The sequence below is a fragment of the Variovorax sp. PCZ-1 genome (assembly GCF_018413605.1).
Lineage (GTDB): Bacteria > Pseudomonadota > Gammaproteobacteria > Burkholderiales > Burkholderiaceae_C > JANMDU01.
The window spans coordinates 507,162-523,544 of record NZ_JAHCDN010000001.1; the positions used below are offsets into that span (position 1 = coordinate 507,162).

The 16,383-nt window shown below is 54.4% G+C and carries 16 protein-coding genes; 14 read left to right on the forward strand and 2 right to left on the reverse strand.

The window, feature by feature from the left end:
- The first annotated feature begins 151 nt into the window (after positions 1-151).
- A complete protein-coding gene (locus KIH26_RS02550; protein ID WP_213442124.1) occupies positions 152-2,005 on the forward strand; it encodes an ABC transporter ATP-binding protein in 1,854 nt (617 codons plus the stop codon).
- A 12-nt stretch (positions 2,006-2,017) separates the two neighbouring features.
- Here the strand turns inward: KIH26_RS02550 and KIH26_RS02555 are convergent, their stop codons facing one another.
- Entirely contained in the window at positions 2,018-2,242 is a 225-nt protein-coding gene (locus tag KIH26_RS02555) for a dodecin family protein (protein ID WP_213442126.1), read from the reverse strand.
- 84 nt (positions 2,243-2,326) lie between these two features.
- Positions 2,327-3,694 (reverse strand): amidase, encoded by a 1,368-nt coding sequence (locus KIH26_RS02560; protein WP_213442127.1) that lies wholly within the window; start codon positions 3,692-3,694, stop codon positions 2,327-2,329.
- Between the two features lie 155 nt (positions 3,695-3,849).
- Between KIH26_RS02560 and rpsB the strand changes: the two genes are divergently transcribed.
- From rpsB to lpxA, 13 genes are all read left to right on the forward strand, one after another.
- Positions 3,850-4,599 (forward strand): 30S ribosomal protein S2, encoded by a 750-nt coding sequence (rpsB, locus tag KIH26_RS02565; protein ID WP_213442129.1) that lies wholly within the window; start codon positions 3,850-3,852, stop codon positions 4,597-4,599.
- A 71-nt stretch (positions 4,600-4,670) separates the two neighbouring features.
- A complete protein-coding gene (tsf, locus tag KIH26_RS02570) occupies positions 4,671-5,561 on the forward strand; it encodes a translation elongation factor Ts (RefSeq protein WP_213442130.1) in 891 nt (296 codons plus the stop codon).
- A 119-nt stretch (positions 5,562-5,680) separates the two neighbouring features.
- A complete protein-coding gene (gene pyrH, locus KIH26_RS02575) occupies positions 5,681-6,397 on the forward strand; it encodes a UMP kinase (RefSeq protein ID WP_213442132.1) in 717 nt (238 codons plus the stop codon).
- Positions 6,398-6,430: 33 nt separating this feature from the next.
- A complete protein-coding gene (gene frr / locus KIH26_RS02580; RefSeq protein WP_213442134.1) occupies positions 6,431-6,991 on the forward strand; it encodes a ribosome recycling factor in 561 nt (186 codons plus the stop codon).
- A 76-nt stretch (positions 6,992-7,067) separates the two neighbouring features.
- Entirely contained in the window at positions 7,068-7,778 is a 711-nt protein-coding gene (gene uppS / locus KIH26_RS02585; RefSeq protein WP_213442136.1) for a polyprenyl diphosphate synthase, read from the forward strand.
- Between the two features lie 24 nt (positions 7,779-7,802).
- On the forward strand, positions 7,803-8,639 hold the full coding sequence (locus tag KIH26_RS02590; protein WP_213442138.1) for a phosphatidate cytidylyltransferase: 837 nt from the start codon (positions 7,803-7,805) through the stop codon (positions 8,637-8,639).
- A complete protein-coding gene (gene ispC, locus KIH26_RS02595; RefSeq protein WP_213442140.1) occupies positions 8,636-9,817 on the forward strand; it encodes a 1-deoxy-D-xylulose-5-phosphate reductoisomerase in 1,182 nt (393 codons plus the stop codon). Before KIH26_RS02590 ends, ispC begins: the two co-directional genes overlap by 4 nt.
- Positions 9,811-11,181 carry an RIP metalloprotease RseP gene (gene rseP / locus KIH26_RS02600; protein ID WP_213442142.1) on the forward strand — a complete coding sequence of 457 codons (1,371 nt, stop codon included), beginning with the start codon at positions 9,811-9,813 and terminating at the stop codon, positions 11,179-11,181. Before ispC ends, rseP begins: the two co-directional genes overlap by 7 nt.
- 55 nt (positions 11,182-11,236) lie before the next feature.
- Entirely contained in the window at positions 11,237-13,543 is a 2,307-nt protein-coding gene (gene bamA / locus KIH26_RS02605; RefSeq protein ID WP_213442144.1) for an outer membrane protein assembly factor BamA, read from the forward strand.
- 11 nt (positions 13,544-13,554) lie between these two features.
- Positions 13,555-14,076 (forward strand): OmpH/Skp family outer membrane protein, encoded by a 522-nt coding sequence (locus KIH26_RS02610; RefSeq protein WP_213442146.1) that lies wholly within the window; start codon positions 13,555-13,557, stop codon positions 14,074-14,076.
- 36 nt (positions 14,077-14,112) lie between these two features.
- Positions 14,113-15,102 carry a UDP-3-O-(3-hydroxymyristoyl)glucosamine N-acyltransferase gene (lpxD, locus tag KIH26_RS02615; RefSeq protein WP_213442148.1) on the forward strand — a complete coding sequence of 330 codons (990 nt, stop codon included), beginning with the start codon at positions 14,113-14,115 and terminating at the stop codon, positions 15,100-15,102.
- 20 nt (positions 15,103-15,122) lie between these two features.
- Positions 15,123-15,560 carry a 3-hydroxyacyl-ACP dehydratase FabZ gene (gene fabZ / locus KIH26_RS02620; protein ID WP_213442150.1) on the forward strand — a complete coding sequence of 146 codons (438 nt, stop codon included), beginning with the start codon at positions 15,123-15,125 and terminating at the stop codon, positions 15,558-15,560.
- 10 nt (positions 15,561-15,570) lie between these two features.
- Positions 15,571-16,377, forward strand: a complete 807-nt coding sequence (lpxA, locus tag KIH26_RS02625; protein WP_213442152.1) for an acyl-ACP--UDP-N-acetylglucosamine O-acyltransferase — start codon at positions 15,571-15,573, stop codon at positions 16,375-16,377.
- The last annotated feature ends 6 nt before the right edge of the window (positions 16,378-16,383 follow it).

Below are 16,383 nucleotides of genomic sequence, written 5' to 3' on the forward strand. Positions count from 1 at the left end.
TATTCAGTAGTAAATAGAAAAGCCGTGTAATCCGAAAAGGTCTTTGGCCGCCGTTAAGGTTGGCGCACTCAGCGCCCGTAGAATCAAGCATCCCCAATCAATTCACCCGCCAACGCAGCCACAAGCCGCATTGGCAAGCTAAGCTTTTCCCATGTTCAAACGATTTGAAAAATTAGTCAACCGCATTGACGCACCCGCTCACACCGCTGAATCTGGCCCACCCGCCTCCCTCCTCGGCTTTTATTGGCATTTCGTTCGCCAAACGCGCTGGCTTTATTTTGCGATGTTGCTCACGGGTTTGGCAGTGGCGCTGGTGGATTTGTTGATTCCGGTGTTTATTGGGCGCATGGTGAGCTTGATGACTTCTGCTGATCGCACTGCGGCGCTTGCTGAGCAGATGCCTTTGCTCGTGGGCATGGCGCTGTTGATTTTGATTGGGCGGCCTACTGTGATGTTGCTCGATAGCTTGGTGCGCAATAGCGCGGTGATTCCGGGCGTGACGACACTGATTCGTTGGCAGAGCCATTGGCATGTGTTGCGGCAGAGCTGGGCGTTTTTTCAGAATGATTTTGCAGGGCGCATTGCCAATCGGGTGATGAACACGGCGAATTCGCTGCGCGAAAGCGTGGTGGCGAGCATTCGGGCGGTTTGGTATATCTTGGTGTATGGCCTGAGCTCGCTGGCGCTGATGCTGGCCACGGATGCGCGGCTGGCCATTCCCATGCTGCTGTGGATCACGGGCTATGCCGTTTTCCTGCGCTACTTTGTGCCGCGCTTGCGTGATCTTTCCAAAGTGAGCAGCGAGGCGCGCTCTGCGGTGATGGGGCGAGTGGTGGATAGCTACAGCAATATCCTCACGGTGAAGCTCTTTGCGCGCACGCGCGATGAGGATGCTTATGTGCGCGAATCGATTGATGAGCATCGCGTGCGCATTGCGGATCACATGCGCATGATCACCGGCTTCATGCTCACGCTCACGATGATGAATGCGCTGCTGCTGGTGGGCACAGCGGGGATCAGCGTGTGGCTTTGGCTGCGCGGCGATATCAGCCCCGCAATTGTGGCCACCGCCTTGCCCCTCGTGTGGCAAATCTCGAATATGGCGGGCTGGGTGAGCTGGGAGGTGAGTGGCATTTTTGAAAACGTGGGCACTGTGCAAGAGGGCATGGAGACGCTGGCTGTGCCGCGCAGCATGCTGGATGCGCCGCAGGCGCGCGAGCTGGCTGTGGCGCGCTCTGAGATTCGCTTCGAGGGCGTGCGCTTCGCGTATGGGCGCGGACAAGAGGCGGGCATCAAGCCCGTGATTGACGATCTCTCGCTGCACATTCAGGCGGGCGAGCGCGTGGGCATCGTAGGGCGCTCGGGTGCGGGGAAATCGACGCTGGTGAATCTGCTGCTGCGCTTTTTTGATGTGGAAGCAGGGCGCATTTTGATTGATGGGCAAGATGTGCGCGAGGTGACGCAGGAGAGCCTGCGCGCCGCGATTGGCATGGTCACGCAAGACACTTCGCTGCTGCATCGCTCGATTGCGGCCAACATCCGCTATGGTCGCCCGCAGGCCTCGCAAGCGGAAATTGAAACAGCAGCGCGCCAAGCCCAGGCGCATGAATTCATCCTCGGGCTGCGCGATTACAAAGGCAACACGGGCTACGAAGCCCATGCCGGTGAGCGCGGCGTGAAGCTCTCCGGCGGCCAGCGCCAGAGGGTGGCACTCGCCCGCGTGGTGCTGAAAAACGCCCCCATCCTCGTGCTCGATGAAGCTACCTCCGCCCTAGACAGCGAAATCGAAGCCGCCATCCAAGAGCAGCTTGAATCCCTCATGCAAGGCAAAACCGTGATTGCCATTGCGCATCGACTGTCCACAATCGCAAAAATGGATCGCCTCATCGTGATGGATGCAGGGCGGGTGATTGAGCAAGGCACACATGCTGAATTGCTAGCGCTAGATGGGCACTATGCGATGCTGTGGAAACGCCAATCAGGTGGGTTCTTAGCACCTGATTAGCCGCTGACCTGCTTATTTCTTTTTCGATGAAGACTTACTTTGCAGCACAAAAGTCAGTTTCATCTGCACGCGGTATTCCACCACCTTGCCTTTAGAAACGACGACTTTCTGCTCTTGTATCCAGGCGCCTTGAATATCATTCACGGATTCTGCTGCGCGCGCAATACCCACTTGGATGGCGTCTTCAAAACTTTTTTTGCTGCTCGAACTGATCTCGATGATTTTGGCGACGGTCATGAAAGGCTCCTGAAAATAAGATGAGGGCATTCACCATAAACCAGAGGGCTTGTTTTGGCAAGCTGCGAGCGGCTTCAACTGGGATCAGTCTGTAAGCAAGCGAAGGCGGGCTTCGATGGGTGCAGCCAATGACAAGATGCGGGCATCTAAGCCTGCGCCATGCCAAAGCATCAGGCCAGTCGGCAGGCTCCCCTTGGGTTGATTGGGTAAGCTGATTGCGCAACCATCGAGCAGATTCACCACACTGGTATTGCGCAGCATCAGCGCGTTCACGCGGAAGAATTCAGCATCGCGCGCCACGCCAGGCGCAACATCCGCAATGGGCGCGGCTACGAGAGGCACGGTGGGCGAGAGCACGCCATCAAAGCCTTGCAAAACGATGTTCACGCGTTCGATCCACTGCTGGCGAGCTAGTTGCAAGCGCACATAATCTGCTGCGCTCATCGCATCAGCCATGGCGATGCGTTGCGCTACGCGTGGATCAAATTCTGCTTTGCAATCTGGCCAGAGGCCGGCGGGAATCAGCCAAGATTGGATCTCGGGCGCCGAGAAGCCGCCACGCGCTTGAATACTGCCCAAGTCTGCAATCTCAGTCAAAGCGATGGGCGTGATGGTCGCGCCAGCATCGCGAATGGCTTTTAAGCTCGCATCAAAATTGCGCGCCACATCAGCATCCAATGCATCCAGCATATTGCTCTGCGCTACGGCGAAATGGCAGTCTCTCAAGGCTTTGCCCTGCGCTGGGATGGTTTGACCGCTCAAAATCTCATGGGCGAGAGTCGCATCGCGTACGCTGCGCGTGAGCGCGCCGATGCTGTCCAGTGTGTGCGAGAGAGGTACTGCGCCTTGGGTGGGCACGGCGCGCGCTGTAGGCTTGAAGCCCACCAAGCCACAGAGCGCCGCAGGGATGCGAATGGAGCCACCCGTATCAGAGCCCAAGCCCACAAACGCCGCGCCACTGGCTACAGATACAGCCGCTCCGCTGGAGGAGCCACCCGGAATGCGCGGTGTGCCGGGGTCTGCAGCGAGCGCCAGTGGGTTCACAGGTGTGCCAAAGTGCGGATTCACGCCCATGCCGGAAAAGGCAAACTCCACCATATGGGTGCGCCCGATCACCACGCCGCCAGCTGCTTTGAGGCGGGCGACAGCGACGCTATCTTGCAAAGCCGGTGCATTGCCAGCCATCACCGTGCTGCCACTGGCTGAGACCTCCCCGGCCACGTCAAACAAATCTTTGACTGAAACCGCTAGGCCAGCCAGTGGTAAATCAGGGGATACCACGGCAGCTTGGGCGAGGGCGAGAGGGTTGAGGCTGCGAAAGGTGCTCGCACAAACAGGCGATTGCGCCTGATTCAAGCAGCGCTGCATCTCCTGGGCGGGGCTACTGCGCCCAGCGCGAATGGCAGCGATGGTGTCATGAGCGTCGGATAGAAGAGGGGATGGTGAAATCATGGGTCAATGCTATAATTGTGGGCTTGGCTGAAATCCCTCAGTCAGGATATCAACGAATCCAGTCACCCTAAGGTGCCATGTTGAATGACTATATCGCTTAAGTCATGCAGCGTGAAACTGACCGGATTCAAGACCTAACCTTCAGGAAAATTATCATGGCAATTTCCATGCGCGACATGTTGGACGCAGGCGTCCATTTCGGCCACCAGACCCGTTTCTGGAATCCCAAGATGGCTCCGTTCATCTTCGGTCACCGCAACAAAATTCACATCATCAACCTCGAAAAATCGCTGCCGATGTTCGAGGACGCACTCAAATTTGTGCGCCAACTCTCTTCTAATCGTGGCAACATTTTGATCGTTGGCACCAAGCGCACCGCCCGCGACATCGTGGCAACGGAAGCCGCTCGTGCAGGCACGTTCTACATCAATCAGCGCTGGCTCGGCGGTCTGCTGACGAACTTCAAAACTGTTAAAGGCAGCTTGAAGCGCCTCAAAGACATGAAGGCTCAGCAAGAAGCGGGTCTCGATGCCCTGAGCAAAAAAGAGCAACTGACCTTCTCCCGCGAGATGGACAAGCTGCAAAAAGATTTCGGCGGCATCGCTGAAATGAACGGCTTGCCAGACGCGATTTTCCTGATCGATGTGGGCTACCACAAGATTGCCGTGCAAGAAGCACGCAAGCTGGGCATCCCCGTGATCGGCGTGGTCGATTCCAACCACAGCCCAGAAGGCATCGATTACGTGATCCCTGGCAACGATGACTCCGCCAAAGCTGTTCAGCTCTACGCTCGCGGCGTTGCCGATGCCATCCTCGAAGGCCGTGCGAATGCCGTGCAAGAAGTCGTGAAAGCCGCTGCTGGCGATGACGAATTCGTGGAAGTTGAAGAAGGCGCAGCTGCTTAAACAGCCGCTTCCCCTCGCATGAAGGGGCACTACGCGTGCCCCTTTTTTGAATTCAAATTGAAGGAAAGAAGATGACAATCACAGCAAGCATGGTCGCGGAATTGCGCGGCAAGACAGACGCTCCGATGATGGAGTGCAAGAAGGCGCTCACCGAAGCCGCTGGCGATATGGCCAAGGCCGAAGAGATTTTGCGTGTGAAGCTCGGCAACAAAGCCGGTAAAGCGGCCAGCCGTATCACCGCTGAAGGCGTAGTTGCTGCCTATATCGATGGCACCACCGCTGGTTTGATCGAAGTCAACTGCGAAACAGACTTCGTCACCAAAAACGACAGCTTCCTTGGGCTTTGCAACGCAGCCGCCAAAGCAGTGGCTACCGCTAACCCAGCCGATGTGGCTGCTCTGAGCGCCACCGCATTCAGCTTGGACGGCTTCGGCCCAACGCTGGAAGATGTGCGCAAAGGCCTGATCGGCAAGATCGGCGAGAACATGAGCTTCCGCCGCTTCAAGCGTTTCTCTGGCAGCCCAGTGACCACTTATCTGCACGGCACACGCATTGGTGTGGCTGTGGAGTTTGATGGCAACGAGGCAGCCGCACGCGATGTGGCGATGCACATTGCTGCGATGAAGCCTGTGGCATTGTCCAGCGCCGAGGTGCCTGCTGAGCTGATCGCCAAAGAGCGCTCGATTGCCGAGCAAAAAGCTGCTGAATCCGGCAAGCCAGCCGACATCATCGCCAAGATGGTCGATGGCTCTGTGCAGAAATACCTCAAAGAAGTCAGCTTGCTCGACCAAGTGTTTGTGAAAGCTGCTGATGGCAAGCAAACCGTAGCTGCTTATCTTAAGAGCGCCAATACCACGCTCAAGAGCTTCACGCTTTATGTGGTGGGTGAGGGCATTGAGAAAAAGGTCGATGACTTCGCTGCAGAAGTGGCTGCCCAAGTGGCTGCTGCGAAAGCAGCTTGATCTGGGTGCTATAGCGTTTAGCCTGATCTGATCTTCTGAAAAAGCGGCCACCAGGCCGCTTTTTTCATGGCCAATTCGCCGATAATCACAGGGTTTTACTATTCTGAGGAGCCAAGCCCATGACCGCACCCGTTCACAAACGCATTTTGCTTAAACTCTCGGGCGAAGCGTTGATGGGTGATGATGCGTTTGGTATCAATCGCGCGACCATTGTGCGCATGGTCAGTGAGATCAAAGAAATCACCGAGATGGGCGTGCAAGTGGCCATCGTGATCGGTGGCGGCAATATCTTCCGTGGTGTAGCAGGCGGCTCGGTCGGTATGGATCGCGCCACGGCCGATTACATGGGCATGTTGGCCACAGTGATGAATGCACTGGCTCTGGCCGATACGATGAACAACGCGGGCATGACAGCGCGCGTGATGAGCGCGATCAACATCGACCAAGTGGTGGAGCCTTATGTGCGACCCAAGGCTTTGCAGTATCTCGAAGAAGGCAAAGTGGTGGTGTTTGCGGCTGGTACGGGCAATCCGTTTTTCACCACTGATACTGCTGCTGCCTTGCGTGGCGCTGAGATTGGCGCGGAGATTGTTTTGAAAGCCACCAAGGTTGATGGCGTGTACACCGCAGATCCGAAAAAAGATCCACATGCCACACGTTATGCCAAGCTCAGCTTTGACCAAGCCATGCAGCAAAACCTGGGCGTGATGGATGCGGCAGCTTTTGCGCTCTGCCGTGATCAGAAGCTACCGATCAAAGTGTTTTCCATCTTCAAAGCCGGTGGCTTGAAGCGCGTGGTGATGGGTGAGGATGAAGGAACTTTGGTTCACGTTTGACGTTTGAGCCAATATGTATTGAAGGAGTTGATGATGACTATTGCAGATATCAAAAAAACCACTGAAACCAAGATGGCGCAGTCTATCGAGGCATTAAAAAACAATCTGGGTAAGATCCGTACGGGTCGTGCCAATCCAGCCATTCTGGATTCCATCGTGGTGGATTACTATGGCAATCCCACGCCGCTCAATCAAGTCGCCAATATCACCTTGCTCGATAACCGCACGATCAGCGTGCAGCCTTGGGAAAAAGGCTTGGGCGCAAAGGTGGAAAAAGCGATTCGCGACAGCGATCTCGGTGTGAACCCAGTAGCCATGGGAGACCTGATCCGCGTACCCATGCCCGCGATGAGTGAAGAGCGCCGCAAAGAAATGACCAAGCTCGTGCGCAACGATGGCGAGAATTCAAAAATTGCCATCCGTAATCTGCGCCGTGACGCGATTGAAGGCGTGAAAAAACTCGTGAAAGACAAGCTGGCATCTGAAGATGAGCAAAAGCGCTCAGATGCTGAGACGCAAAAAACTACCGATAAATTCATTGCTGAGGTGGATCGTTTGGTGGCAGACAAAGAGAAAGAAATCTTGGCCATTTGATGCCAAGATTTTTAAGTGTTTTTGGCATATCGCCGGCATAGAATCTGCGCTAAGTGCTCTAATTTTTATAGCAACTATGACTATCCCACATCACGTTGCTATTGTTATGGACGGTAATGGCCGCTGGGCGCGCCAGCGCTATCTGCCGCGCGTGGCTGGGCACAGGCAAGGTGTCGAGGCGCTGCGTCGCTGTGTGCGCGCTTGCGCTGATCGCGGTATCAAGGTGCTTACTGTCTTTGCATTTTCATCAGAGAACTGGAACCGACCGCAAGAGGAAGTCTCGGGGCTGATGGATTTATTGATTACGGCTCTGTCGGGCGAAGTCAAGCCGATGCACGAGAGTGGTGTGCGCATCTGCTTCGTGGGTGATCGTTCGCGTGTATCTGAAAAAGTGCGCGCGGGTTTTGCGAAGGCGGAGCAATTAACACTCACGAATCAAAAAATCACGCTGAACGTTTGTTTTAACTATGGCGGGCGCTGGGATATTGCGCAAGCTGCGCAAAGAGTGGCAGCACGCGGGCAAGTGATCACGGAAGATGCGCTGAATCAAGAAGTGGCAACAGCGCATGTGAGTGACCCGGATTTACTGATTCGCACAGGCGGTGAATTTCGCATCAGCAATTTCTTGCTCTGGCAATGTGCTTACAGCGAGCTTTACTTCAGCGAGAAGCTTTGGCCAGATTTTGACGAGGCGGCTCTGGACACGGCACTGCTCGCATTTGCACAACGCGAACGACGCTTTGGCAAAACCTCCGAGCAAGTCAGCAATGTGGCTGTGGCTGCATAAAGCGAACAACCCAAGGCCCCAAGCATGCTCAAGCAACGCATCATCACTGCAGTTGTGCTGCTGGCTATTTTGCTGCCGGCGTTGTTTGCAAAACAACCTGAATGGTTGATGGGCGTGAGCTTGGTGCTGATTGTGTTGGCATGCTGGGAGTGGGGGCAGCTCAATGGGTACAGCAAAAAAGCATCGTGGCTGATGGCGCTGGATGGACTGGTGCTGTGTGCGCTCGCTTGGAAGTTTGGCTTACACGCGATGAAAACGCCGATGCTCTGGCTGATTGTGGGATCGCTCTGGGTATTGGTAGCGGCATGGCTGATTCAGCGCGGCGTGAGCCGATGGCAAGAAGTGCCCCGCTGGCTGCGCGTGACTGGCGGTTTATTGGCTTTGGCGGCGGCTTGGCTGGCCATGGCTCAAGCCAAAATGATAGGGGTGAATTTTCTGCTTTCTCTGCTGCTGATCGTTTGGGTGGCTGATATCGGAGCTTATTTTGCAGGGCGGCGCTTTGGCAAGCGCAAGCTGGCACTCAGTATCAGTCCGGGCAAAAGCTGGGAAGGTGTGTATGGTGGGTTTGCCGCTTGTATGGTGCTGGCCGTCGCGTGGGCAAATGGCCAAGCCTCCTGGATGGACTCTGCTTCGCTCTTTCATAAGCTGCTGCAAGGGCATGGCTGGCTCTTGCTTCTCTTGGCGACAGCACTGATGGTGGCACTCAGTGTGGCGGGTGATTTGGTGGAATCACTGGTCAAACGCAGCTCGGGCATGAAGGATTCCAGTAATTTGCTGCCCGGGCATGGCGGTGTGCTTGATCGTGTGGATGCGCTACTGCCCACGCTGCCGCTGGGCATGATGTTGTATTCGTTGGCATGAAAAAGCAAAAAATCACAATTCTTGGCTCGACGGGCTCCATTGGCAAAAGCACGCTTGATGTGGTCGCGCGTCATCCCGATCGTTTTGAGGTGTATGCGCTTTCGGCTGCTACCAATGTGGCTGAGATGGCTGATCAGGTGGCGCGATTTGCGCCGAAACGTGTTGTCATGGCGGATGTTGCTTCGGCGGATCAATTGGCGATACTTTTGAAGCAAAAAGGGCTGATCGCCGGCGTAGAATCTGCGCAAAGTGCTATTGAAAGCATAGCATCTGATCCTCAGACAGATATCGTGATGGCGGCGATTGTTGGTGCAGCAGGCCTAGCGCCCTCACTCGCAGCTGCGCGCGCAGGTAAGCGCTTGTTGTTGGCCAACAAAGAAGCGCTGGTTGTGGGCGGTGATCTGTTCATGAATGCTGTCAAAGCAGGTGGCGGCAAGCTGCTGCCGATTGACAGCGAGCATTCAGCTGTGTTTCAAAGCCTGCCTGAAGACGCGAGCACTTGGCAGCGACGTGTTGAGAAAATCATTCTCACAGCTTCGGGTGGCCCGTTTCGCACCCGAGATGTGGCTACGCTGCGCGATGTCACGCCAGCGCAGGCTGTCGCGCATCCCAATTGGGTGATGGGGCGCAAGATCTCTGTGGATTCAGCCACGATGATGAACAAAGCACTTGAGGTAATCGAGGCGCATTATTTGTTTGGTATGCCGCCTGAAAAAATCGAGGTGGTCATTCATCCTCAGTCCATCATTCACTCGATGGTGCAATACAACGATGCTTCCACAGTGGCGCAATTGGGCACGCCCGATATGCGTGTGCCGATTGCTTATGGTCTCTCCTGGCCAGAGCGCATGCAAAGTGGGGCTCATGCCCTGGATTTCTCCAAACTAGGCGCAATGACGTTTGAAGAGCCTGATCGCTCGCGCTTTCCGGGGCTGTTTCTCGCATGGGAAGCGATGAAGGCGCCCGAAGGTACTTGTGCAGTGCTTAATGCGGCCAATGAAATCGCTGTAGCCGCGTTTCTGGATGAAAAAATAAGGTTTGATCAGATCCATCAGGTCAATACAGAAACTCTTTCACGCATAGCACCCTCCAAACCCAGTAGTTTGACGGATTTGCTGGGGCTCGATGAGATCAGCCGCGAGGCAGCAAACCAAGTGGTGAAGGGATTGATATGTTGACGATTGTGGCCTTTGTGGTGGCCTTGGGGTTGCTGATTGCCATCCACGAGTACGGGCATTACCGCGTCGCTGTGGCCTGCGGCGTGCAGGTGACGCGTTTCTCTGTGGGTTTTGGTACGCCTTTGCTCAAGTGGAAACCAAAGAAGCAGCATCCCGGGCAGGACACAGAATTTGTGATTGCGGCCTTCCCGCTGGGCGGCTATGTAAAGATGGTGGGGCAGGGTGAGGCTGCGCCTGCACATTTGAAAGCGGTATCTTTTGATGCGCAGCCTTTGCGCAAGCGTGCAGCGATTGTGGCGGCCGGGCCAGTAGCAAATTTGTTGCTAGCAGTTGCGCTGTATGCCATTGTTAATTGGATGGGCTCAGAACAGGCCAAGGCGATCATCGCGCAACCCCCTGTCACTTCCTTGGCCGCAGCGGCAGGTTTGAAGGCTGGCGACGAGATTTTGAGTGTCAGTGGTACTGATAGCGAGGCGGAGCCGATCCGTTCTATGGATGATTTGCGCTGGCATCTAACGCGAGCCGCGCTGGATCGTTACGACCTGATATTGCAGGTGCGCGAAGCCGGGCGTGATTCCACACGACAAATCAAACTGCCGATGACGCTACTGGATATCCGCGAGGCCGATGCGCAGATGTACCGCAAGATTGGCTTGGCCGCGCCACTGACTCAGCCAGTGATGGGCGAGTTGGTTGCCGGCGGTGCGGGTGACAAAGCGGGCTTAAAGCAGGGTGATCGCGTGCTTGCGATTGATGGTGTGGCGATGCGTGATGGTGGTCAATTGCGCGATGTGATTCGCGCATCTGTGCTGGGCGACCAAGCTGTGCAAAAAATCTGGACGATCGAGCGTGCTGGGCAAACGCTTGAGCTGCCCGTCGCAGTCTCCGTGAAAACAGAAGGTGGCAACAGCAGCGGCCGTATCGAAGCCTTTGTGGGTGGTGCGCCTGCCATGACGCATGTAAGTTATGGGTTCTTTGAGGGCTTGAGCCTCGGCGTGCAAAAAACTTGGGACATTTCCATGCTGACCTTGCGCATGATGGGCAAGATGCTGATTGGCGAGGCTTCACTGAAGAATCTGAGTGGCCCACTCACGATAGCAGATGTCGCTGGCAAATCAGCCAGCCTCGGCTTGGTGCAATACCTTATTTTCCTCGCGCTCATCAGCGTTAGCTTGGGAGTTTTGAATTTGCTACCGCTGCCGGTTTTGGATGGGGGACACCTCATGTATTATCTGTGGGAGGCCGTCACGGGAAAAGCCGTGTCGGAAGTCTGGCTCGAACGCTTGCAACGCGGCGGGGTAGCTGTACTCATGGCCATGATGGCTGTTGCCTTGTTCAATGACGTGACACGAATCTTTGGGTAGAGAAAACGTGGCAATGACGCTGCATTTTTTGCAGCCTTATGAGCTGCGCCATATTATGACTTTGCATCGAAAAACACTCTCGACGCGTGCTGTGACTACGCTCTGCGCTACACTTTTTGCGGCCACTATGCATGGCAATGCTTGGGCGATTGATCCGTTCACGGTGCGCGATATTCGTGTGGAGGGCTTGCAGCGTGTGGAGCCAGGCACGATTTTTGTGACCTTGCCTTTCCAAGTGGGCGACACTTACAACGATGACAAGGCTTCAGCGGCTATTCGCTCGCTGTTTGGCTTAGGCTTGTTTAAAGATGTGCGTATCGACGTTCAAGGCAATGTGGTGGTGGTGATCGTTGAAGAGCGCCCGACCATTGCGGATGTGAGCTTCACAGGCACCAAAGAGTTTGACAAAGAGGTTCTCACCAAAGCCTTGCGAGAAGTAGGTTTGGCGGAAGGTCGTGCGTTCGACAAAGCGCTAGCTGACCGCGCCGAGCAAGAGCTCAAGCGTCAGTATCTCAACAAGAGCTTGTATGGTGCTGAAGTGATCACTACGGTGACACCCATTGACCGTAATCGCGTCAATCTCAACTTCAATGTGATCGAAGGCGATGTAGCCAAGATCAAGACGATCAACATCGTGGGTGCTCAGGCTTTCAGCGAAAGCACACTCAAAGGCTTGTTTGATCAAGATACTGGCGGATGGTTGTCTTGGTACACCAAGAGCGACCGTTACTCGCGCACCAAACTCAACGCCGATCTGGAAACCTTGCGCTCGTATTACTTGACGCGTGGCTACCTCGAATTCAAGATCGACTCCACCCAGGTGGCCATTTCCCCAGACAAACAAAGCATCAGTATCACGGTGAATATCACTGAAGGTGCGCGTTTTGCAGTGTCTGGCGTGAAGTTAGAAGGCAACTACTTGGGCAAAGAAGAGGAGTTCAAGACTTTCGTCAAGATCGTTCCTGGGCAAGCATACAACTCCGAGCATGTAGCTGAGACCAGCAAAGCATTCACAGATTATTTTGGCAATTTCGGTTATGCATTTGCACAAGTGCAAGCGCGCCCAGACATTGACCGCACCAACAACACGGTGGTGATCAACCTGGTCGCGGACCCATCACGCCGTGCCTACGTGCGCAAGATCAATATCTCGGGCAACAACCGTACGCGCGATGAGGTGATTCGCCGTGAATTCCGTCAGTTTGAAGCGAGCTGGTATGACGGTGAGAAGATCAAGCTCTCGCGTGATCGTGTCGATCGCTTAGGTTACTTCAAAGCTGTCGAGATTGATACATCTGATGTGTCGGGTACGAACGACCAGGTGGATGTGAATGTCAAGGTTGATGAAAAGCCGACAGGTAACTTGACTTTGGGTGCCGGCTTCTCAAGCTCGGACAAATTTTCATTTCAGTTCAAAGTACAACAAGAGAACGTCTTTGGTTCCGGAAACTATCTCTCGGTTGATTTAAACACCTCTAAGTTCAATCGTGTCATTGCTTTTACGGCAGTAGATCCATACTTCACCAAAGAGGGTGTCTCGCGAGCAGTCGATGTTTATTTTCGCAGCCAGAAGCCCGTCGACGAAAATTCCAGTGACTATCGCCTCAACACTCGCGGCGCAAGTTTGAGGTTCGGTGTACCGTTTTCCGAAAAGACGACTGTTTTCTTTGGGGCAGGTGTTGAGCAAACCAGTATTGAGGTGGGAACCAATCTACCTGCAGCATATCTGGCTTACGCTAACAAAGCGGGCCTGAAAAGCACCTTGATTCCATTAACAGTCGGGTGGTCTAGTGATACGCGAGATAGCGCATTGGCCCCCAACACGGGGGAGTTGCAGCGCCTCAATGGCGAATGGGGCGTCGCAGGTGATGCGAAATACTTGCGTGGAAATTATCAATACCAAGCCTATAAGCCGCTCAATAAAAAATTCACGTTGGCATACAATGCGGAACTTGGCTGGGGTAAAGGCTTAGGTGGCACGCCATTTCCTGTTTTCAAGAATTTCGCAGCCGGTGGTTTGGGCTCGGTTCGAGGGTTCGAGCAAGGTACTTTAGGGCCACGAGACATCACCGGATCTTACCTTGGGGGAGCCAAAAAGCTGCAAGGTTCCGTTGAGTTACAAGCTCCATTTCCAGGTGCAGGCAACGATCGTACCTTGCGAGTATTTACTTTTTTAGATATTGGCACCGTATTCGGAGAGCAAGAAAAATACAGCTTAAAGGACATGCGAGCCTCGACTGGGGTAGGGTTAAGCTGGCTTTCACCAGTTGGCCCGCTGCGCTTAGCCATCGCTAATCCCATTCGTAAGCAAGCTGGGGATAAAATCCAGAGATTGCAATTCCAAATCGGAACCACATTTTGAAGTTGATTGTCATGAAGTTCAAGTTTTCCCATGTTGTTTTGCAGGGCGTGTGTGTCTTGGCAATGCTCTTTTCTTCGGCGGCGCAAGCGCAGGAATTCCGTATTGGTTTTGTGAATACGGATCGTATTTTCCGAGAGGCCAATATGGCTAAATCTGCGCAAACCAAGCTTGAGACGGAATTCTCCAAACGCGAGCGTGATCTTGTGGCGCAAGGTGAGACCTTGCGCGTAGCATCAGAAAAGTTCGAAAAAGAGGCGCCGACACTGTCTGAGTCGCAGCGCAATACGCGTCAACGCACACTGGTTGAGCAAGATCGTGACTTTCAGCGAAAGCGCCGTGAGTTTCAGGAAGATCTCAATAATCGCAAAAACGAAGAGCTGCAAGGCGTGCTTGAGCGAGCTAACCGCATCGTTAAACAAGTGGCAGAGGCCGAGAAATACGATGTGGTTTTGCAAGAAGCGGTGTATTTCAATCCGAAGCATGACATTACTGATCGTGTGATCAAGGCGCTGGACGCTTCGGGCGTTCGTTGATTTACTTGTGTGCTTGAAAGCGCGCAGGAGCAACGAATGACTTGCACGCTCTCCGAAATCACTCGGGCACTGGGTGGTACATTGCATGGCGATACCACCCTTGCGATCAGCCGCATCGCACCTTTGGTGGACGCTCGTGCAGGTGAGATCAGTTTTCTCAGCCATCCAAAATACGCGCCGCAATTAGCGCAGACTCAGGCCAGCTGCGTGATTTTGTCTGTCGAAGCGGCTGCAGGTATTCAAGACTGGGTGGCGCAAGGCCGCGCATGGATCGAAACCGATTCACCCTACCTCTATTTCGCCAGACTCACGCAATGGTGGAAGCAGCAGCATACCAAGGCCCTATTAGCTGGCGTTCATCCAAGTGCAGTGATCGACGCCACTGCGCGGATTGATCCGACAGCCAGCATCGGCCCGTTGAGCTTCGTGGGCGCTGGCGCTAGTGTAGGCGCGCATACGCGTCTAGCAGCTCGTGTGACGATTGAAGCAGGCTGTCAAGTTGGCCAACGCTGCATCTTGCACAGCGGTGTGGTGATTGGTGCAGATGGTTTTGGTTTTGCGCCTCGGCCAGACAAGTCTTGGGAAAAAATCGAGCAATTAGGCGCGGTGCGTATTGGCAATGATGTAGAAATCGGTGCGAATACTTGTATTGATCGCGGAGCGCTGGATGACACGATCGTTGAAGACGGCGTGAAGCTGGATAACCTGATCCAGATTGGCCATAACGTGAAGATCGGCAAGCATACGGCCATGGCGGGCAATGCTGGCGTGGCGGGGAGTGCCACGATTGGCGCATATTGCAGCGTAGGCGGCGGTGCGGTGATTCTCGGGCATTTGACGATTGCCGATCATGTGCACATTTCCGCATCGACCACCGTGACCCGCTCCATCAGCGAGCCGGGGCTGTACACCGGCATGTTCCCGATTGATAAAAATGCCGATTGGGAGAAAAACGCCGTGACCCTGCGACAATTGCACAAACTGCGCGAGCGCATCCGTGAGTTGGAAAAGCGCCTGACAGACTGACCGAAAAAAGACTGAAAACCATGATGGATATCCACCAAATCATCGAAAAGCTGCCGCATCGCTATCCATTTTTGCTGGTGGATCGCGTGCTGGAGATTGAAAAAGGTGTCTCCATCACCGGCCTGAAAAATGTCTCGATCAATGAGCCATTTTTCCCTGGGCATTTCCCGCATCGCCCGGTGATGCCCGGTGTGCTGATGCTGGAGGCTTTGGCGCAGGTCTCGGCCTTGCTCGCGTTTGAAACCATGGGCGCGGAAGTCGATCCCGATGTCGTGGTTTATTTCGTTGGCATTGATGGTGCGCGTTTCAAGCGGCCTGTGGAGCCTGGTGATCAATTGATTTTGCGCTCTAAGCTTGAGCGTAACAAAGCGGGCATATATAAATTCAATTGCACAGCGCATGTTGGTCAAGAGCTTGCCGTACAAGCCGATTTGATGTGCACCATGCGCAAGGTCTGAGAGATCACGCATGACAGAGCCACGCATACACCCTACAGCTATCATCAGTGCAGATGCTGAGCTGGATAGCTCGGTGCAGGTGGGTGCGTACAGCTTGATTGGCTCAAAGGTACGCATTGGCGCAGGCACAGTTGTTGGCCCGCATTGTGTGATCGAAGGGCAAACGACGATTGGGCTTGATAACCGCTTTTTCCAGTTCAGCTCCATCGGTGCGATCTCGCAAGACATTGCTCACGCCACGCAGCATGCGGATTTTCCTGCGCAGCTCATCATTGGGGATCGCAATACAGTACGCGAGTTTTGCACCTTCAATTCGGCGACGCATAAAGAAGAAGGCATCACCCGCATTGGCTCCGACAATTGGTTCATGGCCTATGTGCATATTGCGCATGATTGCAAGGTCGGCAGCCACACCATCATGGCCAACCAAGCGACGCTCGCTGGGCATGTGCATGTGGGTGATTGGGCAGTGATTGGCGGCATGTCTGGCATTCATCAGTTTGTGCATGTAGGCGCGCATGCGATGATTGGTTTTCAAAGCCATGTGGCGCAAGATGTGCCGCCGTTTATGACGGTGGAAGGGCATCCTTTGGCTGTTCGAGCCATCAATTCAGTGGGCCTCAAGCGCCGTGATTTCAGCGCGGCTCGCCTTGATGCCATCAAGAAGATGCACCGTGCGTTGTACCGTGATGATTTGACGCTAGAAGCTGCTAAGACTCAGATCGCTGCTTTGAGTGAGTCATTCCCAGAGGCAGCTTTTGATGTGCAAACTATGCTGAATTTCTTGGCGAGTGCCACGCGCGGCATTGTTCGTTGAACTGCT

Bases quoted from the DNA above. Each gene is read 5' to 3' on its own strand.
- KIH26_RS02550 (WP_213442124.1), top strand. From the start codon at position 152: ATGTTCAAACGATTTGAAAAATTAGTCAACCGCATTGACGCACCCGCT.
- KIH26_RS02555 (WP_213442126.1), bottom strand. From the start codon at position 2,242: ATGACCGTCGCCAAAATCATCGAGATCAGTTCGAGCAGCAAAAAAAGT.
- KIH26_RS02560 (WP_213442127.1), bottom strand. From the start codon at position 3,694: ATGATTTCACCATCCCCTCTTCTATCCGACGCTCATGACACCATCGCT.
- rpsB (WP_213442129.1), top strand. From the start codon at position 3,850: ATGGCAATTTCCATGCGCGACATGTTGGACGCAGGCGTCCATTTCGGC.
- tsf (WP_213442130.1), top strand. From the start codon at position 4,671: ATGACAATCACAGCAAGCATGGTCGCGGAATTGCGCGGCAAGACAGAC.
- pyrH (WP_213442132.1), top strand. From the start codon at position 5,681: ATGACCGCACCCGTTCACAAACGCATTTTGCTTAAACTCTCGGGCGAA.
- frr (WP_213442134.1), top strand. From the start codon at position 6,431: ATGACTATTGCAGATATCAAAAAAACCACTGAAACCAAGATGGCGCAG.
- uppS (WP_213442136.1), top strand. From the start codon at position 7,068: ATGACTATCCCACATCACGTTGCTATTGTTATGGACGGTAATGGCCGC.
- KIH26_RS02590 (WP_213442138.1), top strand. From the start codon at position 7,803: ATGCTCAAGCAACGCATCATCACTGCAGTTGTGCTGCTGGCTATTTTG.
- ispC (WP_213442140.1), top strand. From the start codon at position 8,636: ATGAAAAAGCAAAAAATCACAATTCTTGGCTCGACGGGCTCCATTGGC.
- rseP (WP_213442142.1), top strand. From the start codon at position 9,811: ATGTTGACGATTGTGGCCTTTGTGGTGGCCTTGGGGTTGCTGATTGCC.
- bamA (WP_213442144.1), top strand. From the start codon at position 11,237: ATGACTTTGCATCGAAAAACACTCTCGACGCGTGCTGTGACTACGCTC.
- KIH26_RS02610 (WP_213442146.1), top strand. From the start codon at position 13,555: ATGAAGTTCAAGTTTTCCCATGTTGTTTTGCAGGGCGTGTGTGTCTTG.
- lpxD (WP_213442148.1), top strand. From the start codon at position 14,113: ATGACTTGCACGCTCTCCGAAATCACTCGGGCACTGGGTGGTACATTG.
- fabZ (WP_213442150.1), top strand. From the start codon at position 15,123: ATGATGGATATCCACCAAATCATCGAAAAGCTGCCGCATCGCTATCCA.
- lpxA (WP_213442152.1), top strand. From the start codon at position 15,571: ATGACAGAGCCACGCATACACCCTACAGCTATCATCAGTGCAGATGCT.